General features: G+C 67.7%; 11 protein-coding genes. All 11 read right to left on the bottom strand.

All coding sequences use genetic code 11. From position 1 onward, the window contains the following. Positions 1-4: 4 nt before the first annotated feature. Entirely contained in the window at positions 5-4,486 is a 4,482-nt protein-coding gene (locus tag ArtHe_RS02630; RefSeq protein WP_248318608.1) for a DUF4082 domain-containing protein, read from the bottom strand. A gap of 144 nt (positions 4,487-4,630) precedes the next feature. Then, positions 4,631-5,950: a hypothetical protein gene (locus ArtHe_RS02625; RefSeq protein ID WP_248318607.1), complete on the bottom strand. Its 1,320-nt coding sequence runs from the start codon at positions 5,948-5,950 to the stop codon at positions 4,631-4,633. Further along, positions 5,947-7,221, bottom strand: coding sequence for an O-antigen ligase family protein (locus ArtHe_RS02620; RefSeq protein ID WP_248318606.1), 1,275 nt, complete (start codon positions 7,219-7,221; stop codon positions 5,947-5,949). Before ArtHe_RS02620 ends, ArtHe_RS02625 begins: the two co-directional genes overlap by 4 nt. Positions 7,222-7,289: 68 nt before the next feature. Then, positions 7,290-7,949 carry a hypothetical protein gene (locus tag ArtHe_RS02615; protein ID WP_248318605.1) on the bottom strand — a complete coding sequence of 220 codons (660 nt, stop codon included), beginning with the start codon at positions 7,947-7,949 and terminating at the stop codon, positions 7,290-7,292. After that, complete coding sequence (locus ArtHe_RS02610) at positions 7,946-8,818, bottom strand: hypothetical protein (RefSeq protein ID WP_248318604.1); 873 nt, start codon at positions 8,816-8,818, stop codon at positions 7,946-7,948. The genes ArtHe_RS02615 and ArtHe_RS02610 overlap by 4 nt, the downstream gene beginning before the upstream one ends. Further along, positions 8,815-10,803 carry a glycosyltransferase gene (locus tag ArtHe_RS02605; protein ID WP_248318603.1) on the bottom strand — a complete coding sequence of 663 codons (1,989 nt, stop codon included), beginning with the start codon at positions 10,801-10,803 and terminating at the stop codon, positions 8,815-8,817. Before ArtHe_RS02605 ends, ArtHe_RS02610 begins: the two co-directional genes overlap by 4 nt. After that, complete coding sequence (locus tag ArtHe_RS02600) at positions 10,800-12,932, bottom strand: glycosyltransferase (RefSeq protein ID WP_248318602.1); 2,133 nt, start codon at positions 12,930-12,932, stop codon at positions 10,800-10,802. The genes ArtHe_RS02605 and ArtHe_RS02600 overlap by 4 nt, the downstream gene beginning before the upstream one ends. Continuing rightward, positions 12,929-14,461 carry an oligosaccharide flippase family protein gene (locus ArtHe_RS02595; protein WP_248318601.1) on the bottom strand — a complete coding sequence of 511 codons (1,533 nt, stop codon included), beginning with the start codon at positions 14,459-14,461 and terminating at the stop codon, positions 12,929-12,931. Before ArtHe_RS02595 ends, ArtHe_RS02600 begins: the two co-directional genes overlap by 4 nt. Continuing rightward, on the bottom strand, positions 14,458-15,585 hold the full coding sequence (locus ArtHe_RS02590) for a DegT/DnrJ/EryC1/StrS family aminotransferase (RefSeq protein WP_248318600.1): 1,128 nt from the start codon (positions 15,583-15,585) through the stop codon (positions 14,458-14,460). Before ArtHe_RS02590 ends, ArtHe_RS02595 begins: the two co-directional genes overlap by 4 nt. Beyond that, positions 15,582-16,295 (bottom strand): acetyltransferase, encoded by a 714-nt coding sequence (locus ArtHe_RS02585; protein WP_248318599.1) that lies wholly within the window; start codon positions 16,293-16,295, stop codon positions 15,582-15,584. The genes ArtHe_RS02590 and ArtHe_RS02585 overlap by 4 nt, the downstream gene beginning before the upstream one ends. Next, a complete protein-coding gene (locus tag ArtHe_RS02580) occupies positions 16,277-17,401 on the bottom strand; it encodes a DegT/DnrJ/EryC1/StrS family aminotransferase (RefSeq protein ID WP_248319647.1) in 1,125 nt (374 codons plus the stop codon). The genes ArtHe_RS02585 and ArtHe_RS02580 overlap by 19 nt, the downstream gene beginning before the upstream one ends. Between the last annotated feature and the right edge of the window lie 7 nt (positions 17,402-17,408).

Genomic DNA, 17,408 nt, shown 5'->3' with positions numbered 1-17,408 from the left:
CACCTTATCCGGGCCGCTGCCCGGCCCGGGTGAAGACCACATCCACGAGGTAGCTGGAACCGGAAGGAGCCGCGGGGAAACCTCCGGCATAGGAGTAGCGTCCGCCGTTGGCCGGGACTAGGAGCGGCAGTCGGTCCCGGCCGGCTGCGAATCCCCCCGGAGTGGCAGAGTAGACGCCCGACGGGGCACTGTAGGCAACTGTGTACTCGGTGCCGGGCAGCACCGGTACCGGCGTGTCCAGTGTTGCGGATTGCCAGCCCGAAATGGTCCCGTCGGGGAAAAGCACCCGGGCAAGTTCGGTGCCGGACCCGTCGTAAAGATAGCCCGTATGCGGTCCGGTGTTGCCTTGGCCGCGGTAGAACCGCACTGCGCTGACCTCCCCGGGAACGTCCACGGAAAACGCAGTGCCAAGGGTCACCGGCGTTCCGTCCAGCACCCGGTCGATGAGCGGCACATCCGCCTGGGCGTAGAGGCTGCAGGGGCAGCCTGCCTCCGGAGCTTCCGGAAGGACACCGCCGGAGTCGAAGAGGACATCCACCAGGTAGCCAGCCGCAGAGGGGCTCGCGGGATAGCCGCCGGAATAGCTGAACCTGCCGCCGGAGGCCGCTACGCTGAGCGGCCCGTAACTGTACGGCGCAGTGAACTGGCCGGGGGTGACCGAGTAGGTCCCCGTCGGTGAGGTGTAGGCCGCTATGTATTCCTCTCCGGCACGGACCGGGACCGGAGCGTCGAAGGCCACACTCTGCCAACCGCTGCCGGATTCGGAGGTGAAGACGGCCGAGGCGAGCACCGATCCGTCGGGGGCGAAAAGCCGCCCGGTGTGGGTGCCGCTGTTCCCGGGTCCCTTGAAGAACCGGATACCGCGGACCAGTCCGTCGGCTGCGGACCGGAACGCTGTCCCAAGCACAACCGGCTGCCCGTCGGCTACCTGGGCAATGGCCGGAACCGTATCAGCAGGAAACAGCCCGCACGGGCAATCCCCTTCCGTGCCGGTGTCTGCGGTGGTGAACGACCAGGTCCCGCTGCCGTCGGGCAGCAGGCCGCCGGCAGCCTCAGCGGTCAGGCTCACGGTATACGCCGTGGCCGCGGTCAGCGCCGCCGCAGGCGTGAAGACCGCTGTCCGGGCGGCCGCGTCGTACGCAGTCCGGCCGGGCACTTCCGCACCGTTCGTGCCGCGGACGCTGAAGGTTACGGAGCCGGGCTGGACCTCGTGGGAGAACGTCCCGGATATGGCTGTATCTGCCGGGACGCTGTCCGCGCCGGCCGCAGGTGCGCGCGAAGACACGCTCAGGGAAGGGTCTCCGCGTTCGAAGGCCACATCCACCAGGTATCCCGAAGTGGAGGACTGTTCTGGGTAGGTTCCGCCGTAAACGTACCGGCCGCCATTCGCGGGAACGCTCAGGGGGCCGTAGGCATAGCTTCCGGCGAACTGTCCAAGGTTGGCCGAATAGGCACCATTGGGTGAGCTGTAGGCAGCTATGTACTCCTGTCCGGCCTGTACCGGCACGGGAGCGGGGAAGGTGGCCGTCTGCCAGCCCGACGCCGATTCCCCGCTGAACGTGACCGCGGCAAGCTCGGTGCCGCCCGGTCCGAAAAGCCGTCCCGTGTGGATTCCGGTGTTTCCCGGCCCTTTGTAGAACCGGACGGCGGTCACGGTGCCGGCTGTGTCGGGCCGGAATGCAACACCCAGCGTCAGCGGTATCCCGTCCGAAAGCTGGGGCAGCTGCGGAATGGAATCTTCGCTGAACAGGCTGCACGGGCAGTCCCCCTCGGCGGCGCTGCGGGTTGTGGTGAAAGACCAGGTTCCGCCGGAGACCAGGGCGCCGCCGCCGGTGTCCACAGCGGCCAGCTGAACGGTGTACCGGGTCCCGGCCGCAAGTTCCGCCGCCGGAACGAACTGCGCCGTACGGCTGGCCGCGGAATAGCTGGTTGTTCCGGCAATGGGCGTTCCACCGGCGTCGCGGACCACTACGCTCACGCTTTCCCGGACAGCTTCCTTCGAAAGCACCGCACTGATCCGTGTGTTCAGCGCAGCCCCGGCAGCGCCGTCGGCGGGTGTATGCCCGGAGGCGGACAGGGGCGCGTTGCTCGTCGTTTCAAAGACCGCATCCACGAAGTAGTTGGTGTTGCGGTAGCTGTCGGCGGGGAACCGTCCCGGAGTGGTGTTGTACACGCCGGCAGGCGCGGCGCCGAATCCGCCGGCCACTGTCAGGGGAGGAGCCGTGCTGCCCCCGCCCGACCAGTAGTCCGCGGCGGTGGCATAGTGCCCGGACGGCGCACTGTAGGAGACTACGTACCCGTTTCCGGCGCTGACGGCCACGGGCTGGGTGAACATTGCCTGCTGCCACCCTGCTGCGGTCTCCCCGGTGAAGGCGACCGTGGCCAGCGCGGTTCCCGACGCGTCCCACAGCGTTCCGCTGCGCGGCCCGGTATTGGCCTCTGATTTGTAAAACCGGATCCCGCTGATGTAGCCGCCGACAGCGGGGGTGAACCGCATGCCGACTTCCACAGCCGAACCGTCCCCGCCGTCCGCGGTTTCGGGTTCTTCGGCGCCGAACACCGTATACGGCCCCTGGACACTGAGTGGCGCGGAGACCCCGGCCGCGTTGAAGTTGCCGCTGTCGTCAATCGCCCGGGCCTGCACTGTCTGGGTGTCCATCCCGTGCTGGATATAGGTGTAGCTCCATGTCGAAGTACCGTCGGCGGCTCTCCAGGTCAGGCCGTCATCAGTGGAAACCTCCACTCCGGCAACCTGCCCCCCGGTGTCCGACGCTGTTCCGGTGACCGTGACGGAACTGCCGTTCGGCACGGCTGTCCCGGGCTGGATGGAGGTTATGGCGGTGGAGGGCGCGGTCTCGTCGGTGCTGGCCGCGGTGGCGGTGAGGCTGGAGTCCAGGGAGGCCGGCTGAGCTCCCATATCAGCGAGCAGGTTGACCTGTGCCTGCTGCATCCGGCGGTCGGCCGGCGCGCCCCAGCCGTCATGTTCCCGGTCCAGTCCCCAGGTCCATTGGACGCTGCCCGCGGAAAACACCAGGGCTCCGCTGGGAGCCCGGTACTGGGTTACATGGTGCTCGGTGGTTCCTTCTGTGACGGTGTTTCCGTAGTCACGCAGGTACTGGGGTGTTGGCCCCACCGTCGTGGAGAGCCTCGTCAGGCCGGCAGGCCGGAAGCCGTTGTCCAGGTCCTCATTGGATTCGTAACCGACGGTGTGCGCGGCCAGTTCGGTGCGGCTCCCGGGGCTTTGGGCGGCCAGGTCCGTGTGTCTCCACAGCCGGTACCTGCCTTCCTCGGCGCTGACAGTCACCGGAAGGTCGGAGAAGTTGGCCACGTACGCGGTACCGGTGAGGGCGTTCTCCGGTACGCCGCCGCCCTGGGACTGTGGACTGAAGCGGGGGTCCCGCCAGGTTCCCGTCCATTCCGGCGCCGGGTCAATCTTGGTGTTGGCCCAGGTTTCCTTGTAGCTGACGAGTGTGCGGTGCCCGGTTCCGTCCACCGGAGAAGGTTCGTAGCGGGTCCGCCAGTAGACCTCGTTCCCGGAGAGGAACTGGAGGTTCACCCCGGCATCCCGGGCCGCTTCCACGTTGTCCCGCTGGGCCCCGGACCAGTATTCGTCATGGCCAACGGAGAGGAAGACCCGGTGGGATTTGAGCGCCTCACCCCGGCGGTCGGTGTCGACGCCGGCCTGGTACGTGACGTCGTATCCGTTTTTCTCTAGGAACCGCACCATGGGGTATTCGGCACTGAAATAGAAATCCCGTCCGTCGTTGTCTCCCCGGGTGGCCATCGGACGGTTGTAGCTGACTTTGTAGGCCCTGCCGTTCGCAGCCCCCTGGTAGAAGTCCGATCCGCCGTAGGTGTTATACGCCTGCCAGGTGGGATCCGAGGTCTGGAACACGACGTCGGCGGTGGAGGAATCGCTGCGGACAATGAAGGTAATGTGGCTTGCCCCGCCGGTGTCAGTGCGCCGCAGGAGCGCCACGTACACCCCGGAGACAGCGTCCGCCGGCACCGTCCAGCCAGCCGACCGATGCCAGGTTCCACAGTCCACCAGCTCGGTGGCGACGTCGCTCAGGCATTCGGGCTGGTGCTGCGGCAGCGGCACCGAGGGCGCCACCGTGGCGATGTGCCGCGCACCGAGCCCCTGGTACCAGCCCGTGCGGTAGATGTTGATGGTGTAAGCCGACGCATCGGTATCCACCTTGAAGTCCAGGCTTTCCCCGGTGTTTACGCTGATCTCGGTGGCAAAGCCCTGGATTGTCGGATCACCGGCTTTTTCGATGTCCCACACTTCCGGGTCCGTGCCCGGTTTCGCATTTTCGCAGGCCACCGGGTGCTGCGCTGCTGCGCAGTTTTCTGCCGCAGCGGCCGGCGGCGGCTGCAGCAGCACCAGTTGCGCTGCTGCCAGCAGAACGGACAGCGCCACGGCAGCGGCGGCAGGGCTGCGCCGCCGGTTCCGCACGGCCGGGGCCTTGGAGTCTATGTGCATGGTGTCCTGCGTCCTTCATCTATGCCGTCCACTGGATGCCACCCTCACCGTAGGACCGGGGAGCGGAAATAAAAGGCGTGGCGCCTACCGGCAGGCCCGCGGTTCGCGCCGCGCAGTCCCCCACCCGGGCAGGTAGTGCCACTCTCACGGCGCCAGCGGAACACGGTAGACGTGATAGGAGTACTCCTGCTCGAAGCTGTCGGTGAACTTCCCGGAACTGTCGGACTCGATGGCCCGGTCCTCAAAGAGCACCTCGATTTGCCCGCCGGCAGTTCCCTCCGGCAGTTGGAAGGTCCGTGGCCCTGCCCCGGTGCCGCCCTCGGTCATTGCGAAGACAAATGCATGGGTTCCATCTGTCTTGAGCATCGTGTCCAGTCCGTCACCGAAACGGTGTTCGTAGGACTGGGTGTTGATGACCGGGGCCAGCGCATGGATCTTCGTGTTGACGTCCTTCACCGCCTCGATCTGCTCCCGTCCGCAGAAGTCCGGGTCCAGCTGCGAGGCCCGGAACACGTTGGACGTTTCGCAGGGCCCGGAGAAGCTCTGGTTGAAATACAGGATGCCGCGGGCCTCATTGATGACGGCGCTCATGACCGCCCCCTGCACGGCGCCGGGCTGCACGTAGCCGGAGAAAGTCCCCTCCGCGGGACCGCCATTCAGGTTCTCGACAAAATGCCAGATCTGCTGCAGGGCGCCGTCCGCGGCGTCCCGCATCCGCAGGGCTTCCACGGCCCGCCCGTAGCTCGACGCCGTCCGGCAGGCAGGCTGGCTGATCGGCACCAGATAGGGGCTGCGGTAAGGCTGGAGCGAACAATGCGGAACGGTGTACCAGTACATATCCATGGACACGACGTCGGTGGGGCCGTTCACCAGGTTCTCCGCATCCCGCGGCGGCATATCGGTGCTGATCACCATCTGGGTGAAGTTCGCCATCTTGAACGTTCCCTCCGGTGCTTTCGCTGCCCTGGCCTCAAGCCGCCGCACGCCCTCCTGCGGGCTGAACCTGCCGTCCACTTCATCGTCAAGGAACGATCCCACCCAGTTCGGGCTGTCCGGAGAGAAGGTTTCGTTGACGGCGTCGCCGATCCAAAACACGTTGTTGTCTTCAAAGAGCTGGAAGTTGGTGTCCTCCGACAGGCCGATATAGGTGTTGATGCCCAGCGATTTGTCGTACTGCACCTCCTCGTTGCTGCTGATGCCGTTGTGCCACGCAACGATCGGGAAGAATGAGGGATCCGACCATCCTGCCGCGTCCGCGTTGGCGTAGCCGGACCAGTAGGCCGGCCCGCCCTCCCATGGAATACGCGGCAGCGCCAGGTCCCCGGGCTGGTCCTGGACCTGCGCCGGGGTATCTGCCCCGGCGGTGCACCCGGCCAGGCCCAAGGCGAGCGCAGCAGCGAGGACAACCGCCGTGGCTTCCGGCCGGATCCGCCGCTGCCGGCAGCGGGTGCCCTGTTCTGTCATGGTTCCTCCCGGGTACGGATGGTGCTCTGGCGCGGCAGTGGATGGAGTCCGCGGAATGCCCCGGCTACCCCGGACATCAGGAACAGCAGCGCAGCGGACATGGAGAAATTGAGGCCGTCGAAGATCGCCAGCAGGACCCCGCCGGCCAGCAGGGATGCTGCGACGGCGCTCCCCTGCGCCCGGACCGCGCTTCCCCTCGTGGCCGCCGCGAACGCGGGCCGGAGTGCGGCCGCGAGTGCGCAGGCCAGCATCAGGATCAGCAGCCCGGCGCCCACCAGCCCCAGCTCGACCAGGGCCGTCAGGTAGCCGTTGTCAAAGATCCGGTAATGCGGCAGGAACGTACCGAACCCGCGTCCGAAGAACGGATTCCGCAAGGCTATTTCCACGGCAACTGAGTAGCTGTCCGTCCGGGACAGGGAACTCGAATCGTTGCCCAGCGTCAGGAACATGCCGCGGATGGTTCCCGCCATGCCGGGCACCGTGACATAGACGATTCCGAGCAGAACCACCGCCGCACCCAGGACCCTGAGCCGCACAGCGGCAGACCAGCCGGGCACCAGGGCGAGTACTCCAACAGCGGCACCGATGAAGGCGGAACGGGAACCGGAAATAACGGTAACCAGGGCGACGGCGGCGGCCGGCCACCAGCGTGCCGCGAAGTTCCGCTGCTTTTCCGAGAGCGCCAGCATCAACGCCACCGGCAGAACCATGGACAGCACCGCCGCGTATTCCAGCGGCTGCGAGGCGGCACCGGAGGGGCGGACGAATTCCCCGCGGCTGGAGACCACCGTGTAGGCGGTGTCAGCGCTGAAGCCCGGCAGCTGTATCCACTCGAGCAGGCTCTGACCGGTGAGGAACTGTGCCAGTCCCAGGAGGGCCGAGAGCCCGCCGATCAGGACTAGCCGGCGCATCAGGCAGAGCCAGCGGGACATCGATGTGATGCCCTCGTTGGCGAGCAGGGCGATGCCGACCCAGCCGGCCACCCGGATGAGCCCACTGTCCGCGGGCGTGGATTCGGTTGGCGGCATACCCTGCAGATTGGCCGTGGCATAGCTGATCAGGACACCCGCGAGGAACAGCAGCAGCGCTGTACGGACCGCGGGTGATCCTGCGGCGGCGGGAGCCGGCCGCCGCAGACGTTCGAATGCCCACCAGGACAGTCCAAGTACTCCCCAGAGCGTAGACGGCCTGCCGATGGCGCCGAGTGGCGTGATGGTCAGGTAGGAGGGAACGGCCAGTGTCAGGACGAGATAGATCGTCAGGAAAGCCACGGCGTCCCCTGCCGCACGCCCGGTATCCGGTCCGGGTGCCAGTCCAGCCGGGCGCCTGCCTACGGCGGTCAAAGCGTTCTTCCGGTCCGGCGTGCGGCTGCGGAATCCACGGCGGCGGCAGCGGCGCAGGAAAGTCCCAGCCCTGCCGCCGCCAGGGCCGCGAAGGCCTTGACTTCCCCCGTGCGGGTTTTGCCGAAGGACGTGATGTTCAGGTCTTCGGGGGAACGTTCCACCGTGATAAAGGACCCAGGCTCGGCGCCCGACTCCCGCTGGAGATCCGTGCTCACCTTGCGCACCTCGGCCAGCACGGCGTCCATCCCGTCCCGGACCGCTGCCGGTGACGGAGCTGCCACCTGGACGGACAGGACCGGACGGCTGAAGGAAGGAACCCACTGCCCGCCGCTGTCCAGCATATTGATTGAGATGCCCTCCCGGATCCCGGTGCCAAAGAGGGATGCGGACGGTGAAGCCAGCTTCGCGGGTTTGGTGCCGGTAAGGACTTTCCGCTCCACTATGGCCGTGAAATCGATCAGCGTCTGTGGTTCGGCCATGGTCAGCTGGCGGCTCTCGCCTGGGACCCCCGGTGCCACGAAGACATAGTCAGACTGTGCCGCATAGACCGTTCCGGACTGCCCCAGGAGAATGAACGCGGCACAGGTGCAGCCCAACCCGGCAAGGAGGATGTACCAGCGCCTGGCCAGTGCGCCGAAAAGCTGTGCGGCTGTCAACGGACCCCTGCCTCTTTCGCCGGCACGGTGTCCCGGCCGGCTACGGTGGTTCGCTCTGCCGTTTCCTCGAAGCTGTCTCCCGTTCCGGTACCCGGCAGGCCACCGGGTATCTGGGGGCCGGTGGCCTGTCCCCGCCCCGCCTTGCCGGGGCGGACAGTACCCGCCGGGGCGGTTTCCGGCTGCGCGCGGCCGGTTCCTGGCCCGGATTCCGGTTCCGTCTGTGTGCTGCGGCCGGGCTGTCCCCGGTCCCGGCCAGACGCCGCTTTCCGCAGCCTGCGGCCGGTGAGGAGACCGTCCAGCAGCGCCGTCAGCATCAGGGTTCCGGCCAGGCCGGCCAGGCCGGCCATCGCCACCACCTGGACGGTCTGCTTGAAATTGAACTTAGCCTCGGTATCGACCACCACGGGCATGATGTCGATCCGCTGCCCGGAGATAACCCCAAGTTCGTCCTGCATCCTGGCGAGGGTATCGGGAACTGTGGCCATGGCGTCGTCAAGGAGTCCAAGCGACTCCTCTGGGGTGTCCGCGGTCGCGTGCACCACTATGATCGAGCCGCTGGTGGTCCGGTCCGGCTCAACGACATAGGTGCCGGACGGATAGCCCTCCAGGATCTGCTCACGGATTTCGGTGGCGCTCGACTGCCGTACCAGGACGTCCATGGCTTCACTCATGCCACCAAGCTGCAGGTACGGGTTCCCGGCTTCACCTACCGCCGCCGCCGGCGGCATCAGCACCATGCTTCCCTGCGAATCATAGGAAGGGGGAACCAGCAGGTTCGCCGCCGCGCAGAGCACCCCGGTGAGCAGCACCCCCACCAGGATCAGATACCAGCGGCGGGCTAGCACCCGCAGGCTTTGCGGCGCGGTCATGATGTCCCCGTTCTTCCGGCACCCTGGCGGGTACCAAGCTGTTCCTTGATGCGGTCCAATCCGTCTTTGCCTGCCACCCGCAGCAGCACGGTCTTACCCGCCCTGCGCAGCCCGTCCCGGAAAGTCCGGCGCGGCAGGGTCAGGAACATCTCCCGCACCCGTTCCCGCCGTGACGGTGGTTCAGCCGAATCCAGCAGCCCTGGAAATGATGCCCGGTACGGTTCCGGCGCCGTCCGCCTGCCCCGGATCCGGTTGCTGACGTTCCCGCCGTGGACAACCTGCAGCCAGCCCGGCGGACCGGCCGCTTCCCGAACGGGCATGCTGCGTCCGAGCAGCGTGTGCCAGTCGTTCCAGCACGTCACTGCGTCCTGCCACGGTTCCACGACCGAGCAGAAGGCGTTTGTCCGGTCGGTGCGCGCGTAGAGCGCGGTTCCCTGCAGGATCAGTCCCCGGGGCAGATACACCGCTGTCCGCGCCGGCTGCACCGCCCCTGCCGCCTGCTGCAGGCGGTCCACAAAACCGGCCGCTACGCCGTCGTCGTTGTCCAGGTTTGTGGTCATCAGCAGGTTTCCCGGCTCCGGAACCATCCCGCGCAGATCCGCCAGGAGTTCGCCACGGCCCACCGACGCCCGGTAGAGCGGCGTGAATGCCCCGTCCGCGGACCAGCTGCGGATTCGTTCACGCAGCCAGTCCGGGCTTTCGGGGTCGAAGTAGATGACCCACCGGAACCGGTTGTTCGTTTGCGCGGCGACTGAGGGGAGGCAGTAGCGTTCAAAGAGCCCTGCCCGTTCCCGCAGCCAGCCTTCTCGGGCGCGCACCAGGCTTTCCGCCCCGCGGGTCGGCAGGTTGAAGCGGGTGAGGAGGAAGTGATCACCCGCAAAGGCAGGCGCCGCATCGTCGATGGCCTGCAGCAGCGTCCCGGCCCGGGAATCCCACGAGTTTTCGCGGGCAATCCCCTGCCGCTGCCGGATCAAAACCGGATTCGGTGTCTCGCCGACGAGCCGCTTGACGGCTGCGGCGAAACCCTCCGGGCTGCTCTCAAGGGCGATGTGTCCGGTGTCCAGCCAGCGGGCAGCGGGCAGGTCGGTGGCGACGACGGGCAGTCCTGCGGCGAGGTAGTCCAGGGTCTTGAGCGGGAAGCTCGCCCGGTTGAACTCCGAGTCTGCGTACGGGGTAATGCCGGCGGTCACCGTTCCGAGCTGTTCGGCAGCCGCGGCTGCGGACATCTCCCCCAGCCAGGTGACGTTGCTGCGGCTGAGCAGCGCGTCAAGCCGGGCACCAACGGCGGCGTCGCGTTCGGTGCGCGGGCCGATGACCGTCAGGTCCGTGCCCGACGCGGCGACGGCGTCGAGAATGTCCAGATCCAGCCGTTCGTTCAGCTGTCCCACCAACGCGGCACCGGGCCGGCGTTTTTCGGCCGGGCCGGCCACCGGGGGCAGGCACCCGTTCGGCAGCACCAGGACTTCAGCCCCGGGATGAAGTTGCCTCAGCGTTCCGGCCAGGTACGGCGAGACTGCCGCCACCACGTCCGCTTCCTGGAGGTTGCGTTTCATACAGTGCCGGATCCTGGCGGCTGGCAGCCCCATCAGCGCTGCGCCCGAGGGCCAGTCATCGGTGACAAAGAAGACCTTGAAAGCCCCTGTGTCACGCGGGAACCTGCCCATGGGCCCGGCAACCACCACGGTTCCCTGTCCGGATGCTGGCAGTGCCTTCAAGGCGCGCTGCAGGATCCAGTCGACAGCCACCCGCACCACCGGACGGGTCGCACCTGGCGGGACCGGCACGGTGAGGCGGCGGATTCCCGGGTGGACCGTTTCCAGAGAGGGAAAGATGCCCTGTGCCCGGCCGCCGAAGACCGGCGCCGGAGGATCGGCCCAGACCACCCCACGGTGCCGGGCGAGGGCGCTGGCCAGTTGTTTCTCAGTGCCGGCAACACCGTCCCACGGTGTGCCGGCAATCCACATCAGCGGACCCTTGCTCCTCATTCGTTCCTCCCGCCGGTCTGGGGAACCGGGTGGCTCCGGGTCCGGCCGAGGCTCTGCTGCATAACGGATCCAGATCCGGTTCCGCCAAGGATCATCCGGCCCTTCAATGCGTCGTGGGCGAGGAGCACCAGCCTGTTTCCAGCCGTCAGCTCGGTGACGAGCCGGTAGCCTTCGGGACCAAAAGTGTTATTGACGATGACCAGCGAGCACCCGGTCAGGAAGCCTGCGGCCCCGGCAGCGGCAGCCGGGTCGGCCACAAACGCCAGCACCCGGTGGCCGTGGGCACCAGGCAGGGCGGGTCCGGGTCCCGTAATAGCGGGTCCCGGAGCCGGCACCTGAGTGAGCGGCGGCAGTGACGGATTCAGATCCAGGCCCCGGCGCAGCGCGCGCTGGAAACGGTCGTTGGCGGGGCGCCCGAACAGCACCGCTTCGTCCAGTCCCTCCCGCCGGACCAGGTCAGTGATCATCCGCGACCAGTCGTCGCCGAGCAGCCTTGCCTTGACCGGTGAGAGGCGCAGCCGGACTTCCTTTACCGGCCCGGTCCGCAGCCGCCAGCGGATGCGGCGGCGGATGCGCTGCTTCATGAGACGGGCTGATGCCTTTCCCGGCGTTGCGGGTGCAGCCAGGCTGCAGGCCTGCCGGTGAGTGGCCAGTTCCTGCTCCCATTGTTCCTCCGAACGGGCCGGCGGCGGGCAAATCGATGCCCGGGCGGGTGCCGGCCTGGCTGCGGCCAGTCCCAGGGCCCGGCGCATCCGCTCAAGCTCGGGATGCCGCAGCGCCGGAAACTGCCCGGCTGCCGCAAGTGCCTGGCCGGACTCCCCGGAACACAGCAGTGCCCGGATGTGCGTGGCCCACAGGACGGGATCCGGGTCCGGAGCCGACCGGTCGGTGAAGGTGTCCGTCAGCGCCTGGGTGGTCCAGTCCCGGGCTGCCTGTGCGTTTCCGGCTGCCAGCTCGGTGAAGGCCAGCCCAATCACGGCTTCGGGGATGAAGTAGAAGTTCAGGCACTTCAGGAACTCCCGGCGGGCGCCGCCGAGGTCCCCGGCGTCCATGGCGCGCCAGCCGGCAGCCAGGATTTCCCGGTCCCTGCCGCCGGCTAGGAAGGCAGCAGGCCGGGGTTCGGCGGGTGCGAGCAGCAGGCTGCCGGCGGGGCCGGCCTGGACAATCCGTTCCCCGGGTCCCCGGCGCGCAGAAAGCTGAAGCCATTCGAGCACCTGGCTTCGGCGGTCCTGCACGTGGCGGGTGTGCACCAGATCATGTCCGGCCTGCACGATGTCCGCGAGCCGGCCGGCGTCGGCCAGCAGGAAGTCCAGTTTGTCCGCAAGCTCCCCCGGTTCGCCCAGGACACAGTTTTCCATGTCCACGAATCCGAAGGCCGCCAGCGCGGGCGTGCCTTCAGCCACCAGACAGGCTCCGGCGGCGGGTATTTCCAGATGTTTCCGGACGAGGTCCCGGGACATGCTGCCGCATGCCGGAACGAAGATGCTTGAGCTGAGCAGCCGGGCGTACTCCGTTCCGTGCACCGTGCGGCCTGCGCCCAGCCCCCACCCGTAGTGCGGCATGGTCATGGTCGCGAAGCGCTGTGCCAGGACCCGCCCGACGGCGTTCCGCCAGGGATAGTGGCGTTCCTGGCTGCCGGTGAAGAGCACCGGAATGTTCTTGTCCGCCGGACCCGAATCCGCCGGATACCGCCGGAACACCGAGGGATCCACTGCGTGCGGCCAGACAAAGAGCCGGTCGCTGATCTCCGGGGTGTATTCCGCCATGGCCACGGAGTTTGTGAAGAAGGATTCCACTCCCCAGCGTTCCATATCGGAGAGGAAGACAGCCCTGGCCAGGTCGTAGGCGTCGGAATGCAGGAACCCCAGCTTCGGGATCTCCGGACGGCTTCCGGTGTTGCGGATGTTCCGCTCACCCGCGTAGACACCTGATTCAAAGACGCACAGGGCAGGCTCGAACTCGTCACACTCGATCCCGTAATCGCAGTCCCGGTCGATCACCCGCACGTTGAAGAAGTGCCCGAGGGTCTGGACGTGTTCGTCCAGGTGCCGGCTCAGGAAGTCCGGAAGGCCCGGCCTTGCCCAGCGGAAGAACAGCAGCCGCGGCCGGTTGTAGGGCGGGGTGGTCATCCTGCCTCCTTGGGGAGCCGCAGCGGGCGCCGGAGCGGCTGTTCGAAGTGGTCATAGGCGGCAAGCAGTTCCCCGGCCCGTCCGGCCGGAGCTGCGGGGAGGATCCGGCGAATCATCGGGGCGCAAAGGATCAGGTACACGGCGCATCCGGCCAGGCCGCCAAACAGCAGCCGCAGGAAATCGCTGTTGCCCGCACCCGCGGCAAGCAGGCCGAGGAGGGCTGCCGCCGCGGCGGCGGCAGCCGGAGCCCCGGCGGCTCGGGCCAGCAGCCGGCCAGGCGCCGGCACCGAGCTCCGCACGGCATGCAGATACAGCGGGAAAACCGCGAGCGCAATGACCGCGACATGAACCCAGGCTGCACCCGGGAGCCCGTACGGTCCGACGCTGAGTCCCACGGCTGGGACAAGTATCAGGAGCCAGGCAGCCTGGACTCCGAAAACGGCACCGGCACGTCCCTGGCCAACCAGGAGATTGGAGAGCAGCAGGGAAAGCGCGAACAGGCCTCCGTAAAGGGCAAGAACCCGCAGGACGGGGGCGGCCGCCGCCCATGGCTGCCCGTACAGGACAGCCACCAGTTCGTCGGCCAGGGCGATGGTCAGCGCGGAGATGGGAAAGGCGATGAGGGCCACCAGCCGCGATGTCTTCGCCAGGAAACGGCGCAGTTCAGCCGGGTCGGACCGGAGGGCGGAGAAGGCCGGCATCGCCACCGAGTTGATGGTGGAACTCAGCACCGAGGTTGACCAGGAGGCCACGGTGAAGGCGAGCGTATAAATACCAAGTTCCCCGGGGCCAAGGAATGCACCGATAATCGCGTAGTCGGCGTTCAGCAGGCTATAGCCCAGCAGGTTTGCACCGGCCAGCGGCAGGCCGAACCGGAGCACCGGCCCTACCTCCGCCCGGCGCAGCCGCGGCCAGTAGGTCCGGTCCACGCTCAGGGCCATCACCACGCCGCTGACCAGCTGGCCCGCCACCCGTGACCAGGCGAAGGCCATGGCGCCGTCGCCGTTCACCGCCAGCAGCACCAAAATCAGATTGGCGGGCACAAAGGAAATGATGGAGGCCAGGAAGACCCTGCCCTGCCGGAACTCCCGGACCAGCAGCGCTCCGGGAACGGTAAACACCCCGCCCAGGAACACGGCAATGGACAGCACCCGGATGGGTCCGGCAGCTTCCGGTGCACCCAGCGCTGCTGCCAGCGGCTCAGCCGCCAGCGCCATGCCAACGGCCAGCAGGAAGGAGCTCAGCAGCGCCAGCAGGGCGACGGTCGAGGCCACTTTCTCCGGGTCCAGGTCCCGGCGGGCAACGCAGGAGGACAGTCCCAGCTCGCCAAAGCTGGAGACTACTGCGTGGACCACCAGGGCTGCGGCGAAAACACCAAAATCGTGCGGTGTGACCAGCCGGACCACAACCACCATGACGCCGATCCCGGCCAGCTTCATCATCAATGCGTTCGCTCCGCTCCAGAGCGCTCCGCGGGCCGCCCGGCTTCCCAGGGCCTGCAGCCCGGCGGCATCGGGGCGGGAAGTCACTTCAGCGCCCCGGCCAGGGTCTCGGCCACGAACTCCTGCTGGGCGCCGGTAATATGCGGATAAATCGGAAGGGACAGCAGACGGTCCGCGGCCTCTTCGCTGACCGGGAAATCCCCGGGACCGTACCCCAGGTGGGCGTATGCCCGGGTCAGGTGCACCGGAACCGGATAGTGGATGGCGGCACCCACGCCTGCGGCGGTCAGTGCCCGCAGGACCCGGTTCCGTTCAGCGGCGGGAACCCGGATGGCGTAAATATGCCAGACGTCGGTGTTGCCTTCCGCGGAGACCGGCAGCGTGATGCCCTCAATGCCGGACAGCAGGGTGCCGTAGGCAGCGGCGGCCTGCCGCCGCTGGTCATTCCAGAGGCTGAGCTGGCGCAGCTTGGCGCTGAGGACCACGGCCTGGACCGCGTCGAGGCGCGAATTCATGCCGGGTATTTCATGCTGGTACTTGACCCTGCTGCCGTGATCGCCCAGCAGGCGGACCCGTTCGGCGATGGTGCTGCTCCGGGTCAGGACCGCTCCCGCGTCACCGGCAGCGCCGAGGTTTTTCCCGGGGTAGAAGCTTGTCCCGGCGGCGTCACCCAGCGTTCCGGCCCGGTTCCCGAACCGCACCGCTCCCTGGGCCTGCGCTGCGTCCTCCACAATTACCGCGCCCCAGCGGCGGGCCGTTTCTGCCAGTTTCTCCACCGGTGCCGTCTGCCCAAAGAGGTGCACCGGCATCAGCGCCTGGGTGTTTGGACCTGCGGCCTCCCTGACACGGGCGGGATCCAGCAGCAGGTGCTGCGGATCGACGTCGGCCAGCACTGGCCGCGCGCCCATGCGCGAAACCACCTCTGCGGTGGCAATGAACGTGTTGGCCGGCAGGATCACTTCCCCGCCGGGTTCCACGCCGCAGGCCCGCAGTGCCAGTTCCAGGGCATCGGTGCCGTTGCCGACCCCGATGCAGTGCCCTACCCCCAGCCACCGGGCGTAGGAGGCCTCAAATTCGGCGACTGCAGCGCCGCCGATGAACGCGGTCCGGGCGAAGATGTCCTTGAGCCCGGCCTGGATTTCCTCGTCGACCTCGGCCTGCTGCGCGGCCAGGTCCACAAGCGGGACCCGGATTTTGTGCTCCGCTGTCATTGCTGTTCCGTCCTCTCCCGATCGGTTCCGGCCATAACCGGCGCCAGCCCAGCGTCGTGTGATTGCAGGGGCCGGGCTGGGACCCCGGCCCAGGTCTGGCCGGCCGGCAGGTCCTGCAGCACTGCCGCAGCCATGCCAACTACGGCTCCCTGCCCAATCCGCACGCCCTGCCGCACGCTGGCACCCATCCCCAGGTAGGCGCCGGACCCAACGTGGACGCCGCCTCCCAGGCACACACCCGCGGCGAGCGTGGCAAAGTCCTCGAGGACGTCGTCGTGCGTGAGAGTGCAGTTCGGCATCACGGCTACGTGGCGTCCCACGGACACAGACGCGGTCAGGACGGTGCCCGCCAGCAGGATGCTGCCGGTTCCCACGGTGCAGCCCTCCGGGAGGTGGACCCGGGGGTCCACATAGGTCCCAAACCGGTCTTCACCGATTCCTGCCGCTTCCAGGGCGGCCAGCATCTGCGCCCGCGCCGCGCCGGAGCCAGCGCAGGCCAGAAACCGGCAGCGCGGGTAGTTCACGGCATCGGCGATGCCGCCCAGGACCGGAGCGCCGTCAACCCGCGTCCCGTGCAGCCCTTCGTCGTCATCGAGGAAGCCGAAGATCCGGTAGTCGTTAACCATCCGCAGGGACGCCAGGACTTCGCGGCCCAGCCCACCCGCGGCCAGCAGCAGCAGGGCCGGCATGGTCACGGTGTCCTGTCGCATCGGTTCACGGCCTCGATGACCCTCGCCTGCTCGGATTCGGTCATTTCGTGGAAGAGCGGGAGGATCAGTGTGTTAGCGCTGAGGCGTTCGGTGACCGGCAGCGGCACGGATCCCGTGTCCCGGTTCCGGTAGGCCGGTTCCAGATGTGAGGCCATGATCCCGCGCCGCGCTGAAATGCCGGCCTCCGCGAGCGCAGCCAGGACTCCGTCGCGGTCCATGCTGAAGCCCGGCAGTATCTCGATCCAGTAGGACTGGTAGTTCGTCTCGCCCCAGGGCGGGTCACTGGGTGTGCGGATTCCCTGGATTTCGGCGAAGGCCTTAGTGTAGGCACCGGCGAGTTCCCGGCGCCGGCGGACGGCGGCATCGAGCCGCCCCAGCTGGACGATTCCGACAGCTGCCTGCAGGTCGGTCAGACGGAAATTGAAGCCTACTTCCGTGTATGTTTCGGCGGCGGCCAATACACTGGCGCTCCGGTCAGCCGCGGAAACGCTCATCGCGTGTTCGCGCAGGGCGCGGGCACGCAGGGCCCAGTCCGGACGGGAGGTCGTGACCATACCGCCTTCTCCGGTGGTCAGGATTTTCCGCGGGTGGAAGGACCAGGCGGCGATCTCGGCGCCTGCCCCCGCCGGGGCCCCGGCATACCGGGAGCCGGCAGCGCAGGCCGCGTCTTCCAGGACGGTGATCCCCAGCGGGTCGCACAGCCGCCGCAGTGATGCCAGGTCCACCGGCATACCGCCCTGGTCCACCGCAATCACGGCACGGGTCTCCGGGGTGAGGGCCCCTTCCACTGTTTCGGCGGTGAGGTTTCCGGTCGTGAGGTCCACGTCCGCGAAGACGGGCCGTGCACCAACATAGGTGGGAGCATTGGCGGTGGCGATGAAGGAATAGGACGGCACGACGACGTCGTCACCAGGTCCGATGCCCGCAACCACGAGCGCCAGGTGCAGGGCCGTGGTGCAGCTCGATGCCGCGACGGCGTGCCCGGCCTCCATGCGGGCCGCGAACTGCGCTTCGAACGCCGCGACCCTCGGCCCCTGCGCAATCCAGCCGGAGGAGATGACGTCGCTGACCGCGGCAATTTCCTCCGCTCCGAGCCACGGCTTCATAACGTTG

Source organism: Arthrobacter sp. Helios, assembly GCF_023167125.1.
GTDB lineage: Bacteria > Actinomycetota > Actinomycetes > Actinomycetales > Micrococcaceae > Arthrobacter_B > Arthrobacter_B luteolus.
This window is presented reverse-complemented; position numbering and strand designations above follow the sequence as displayed.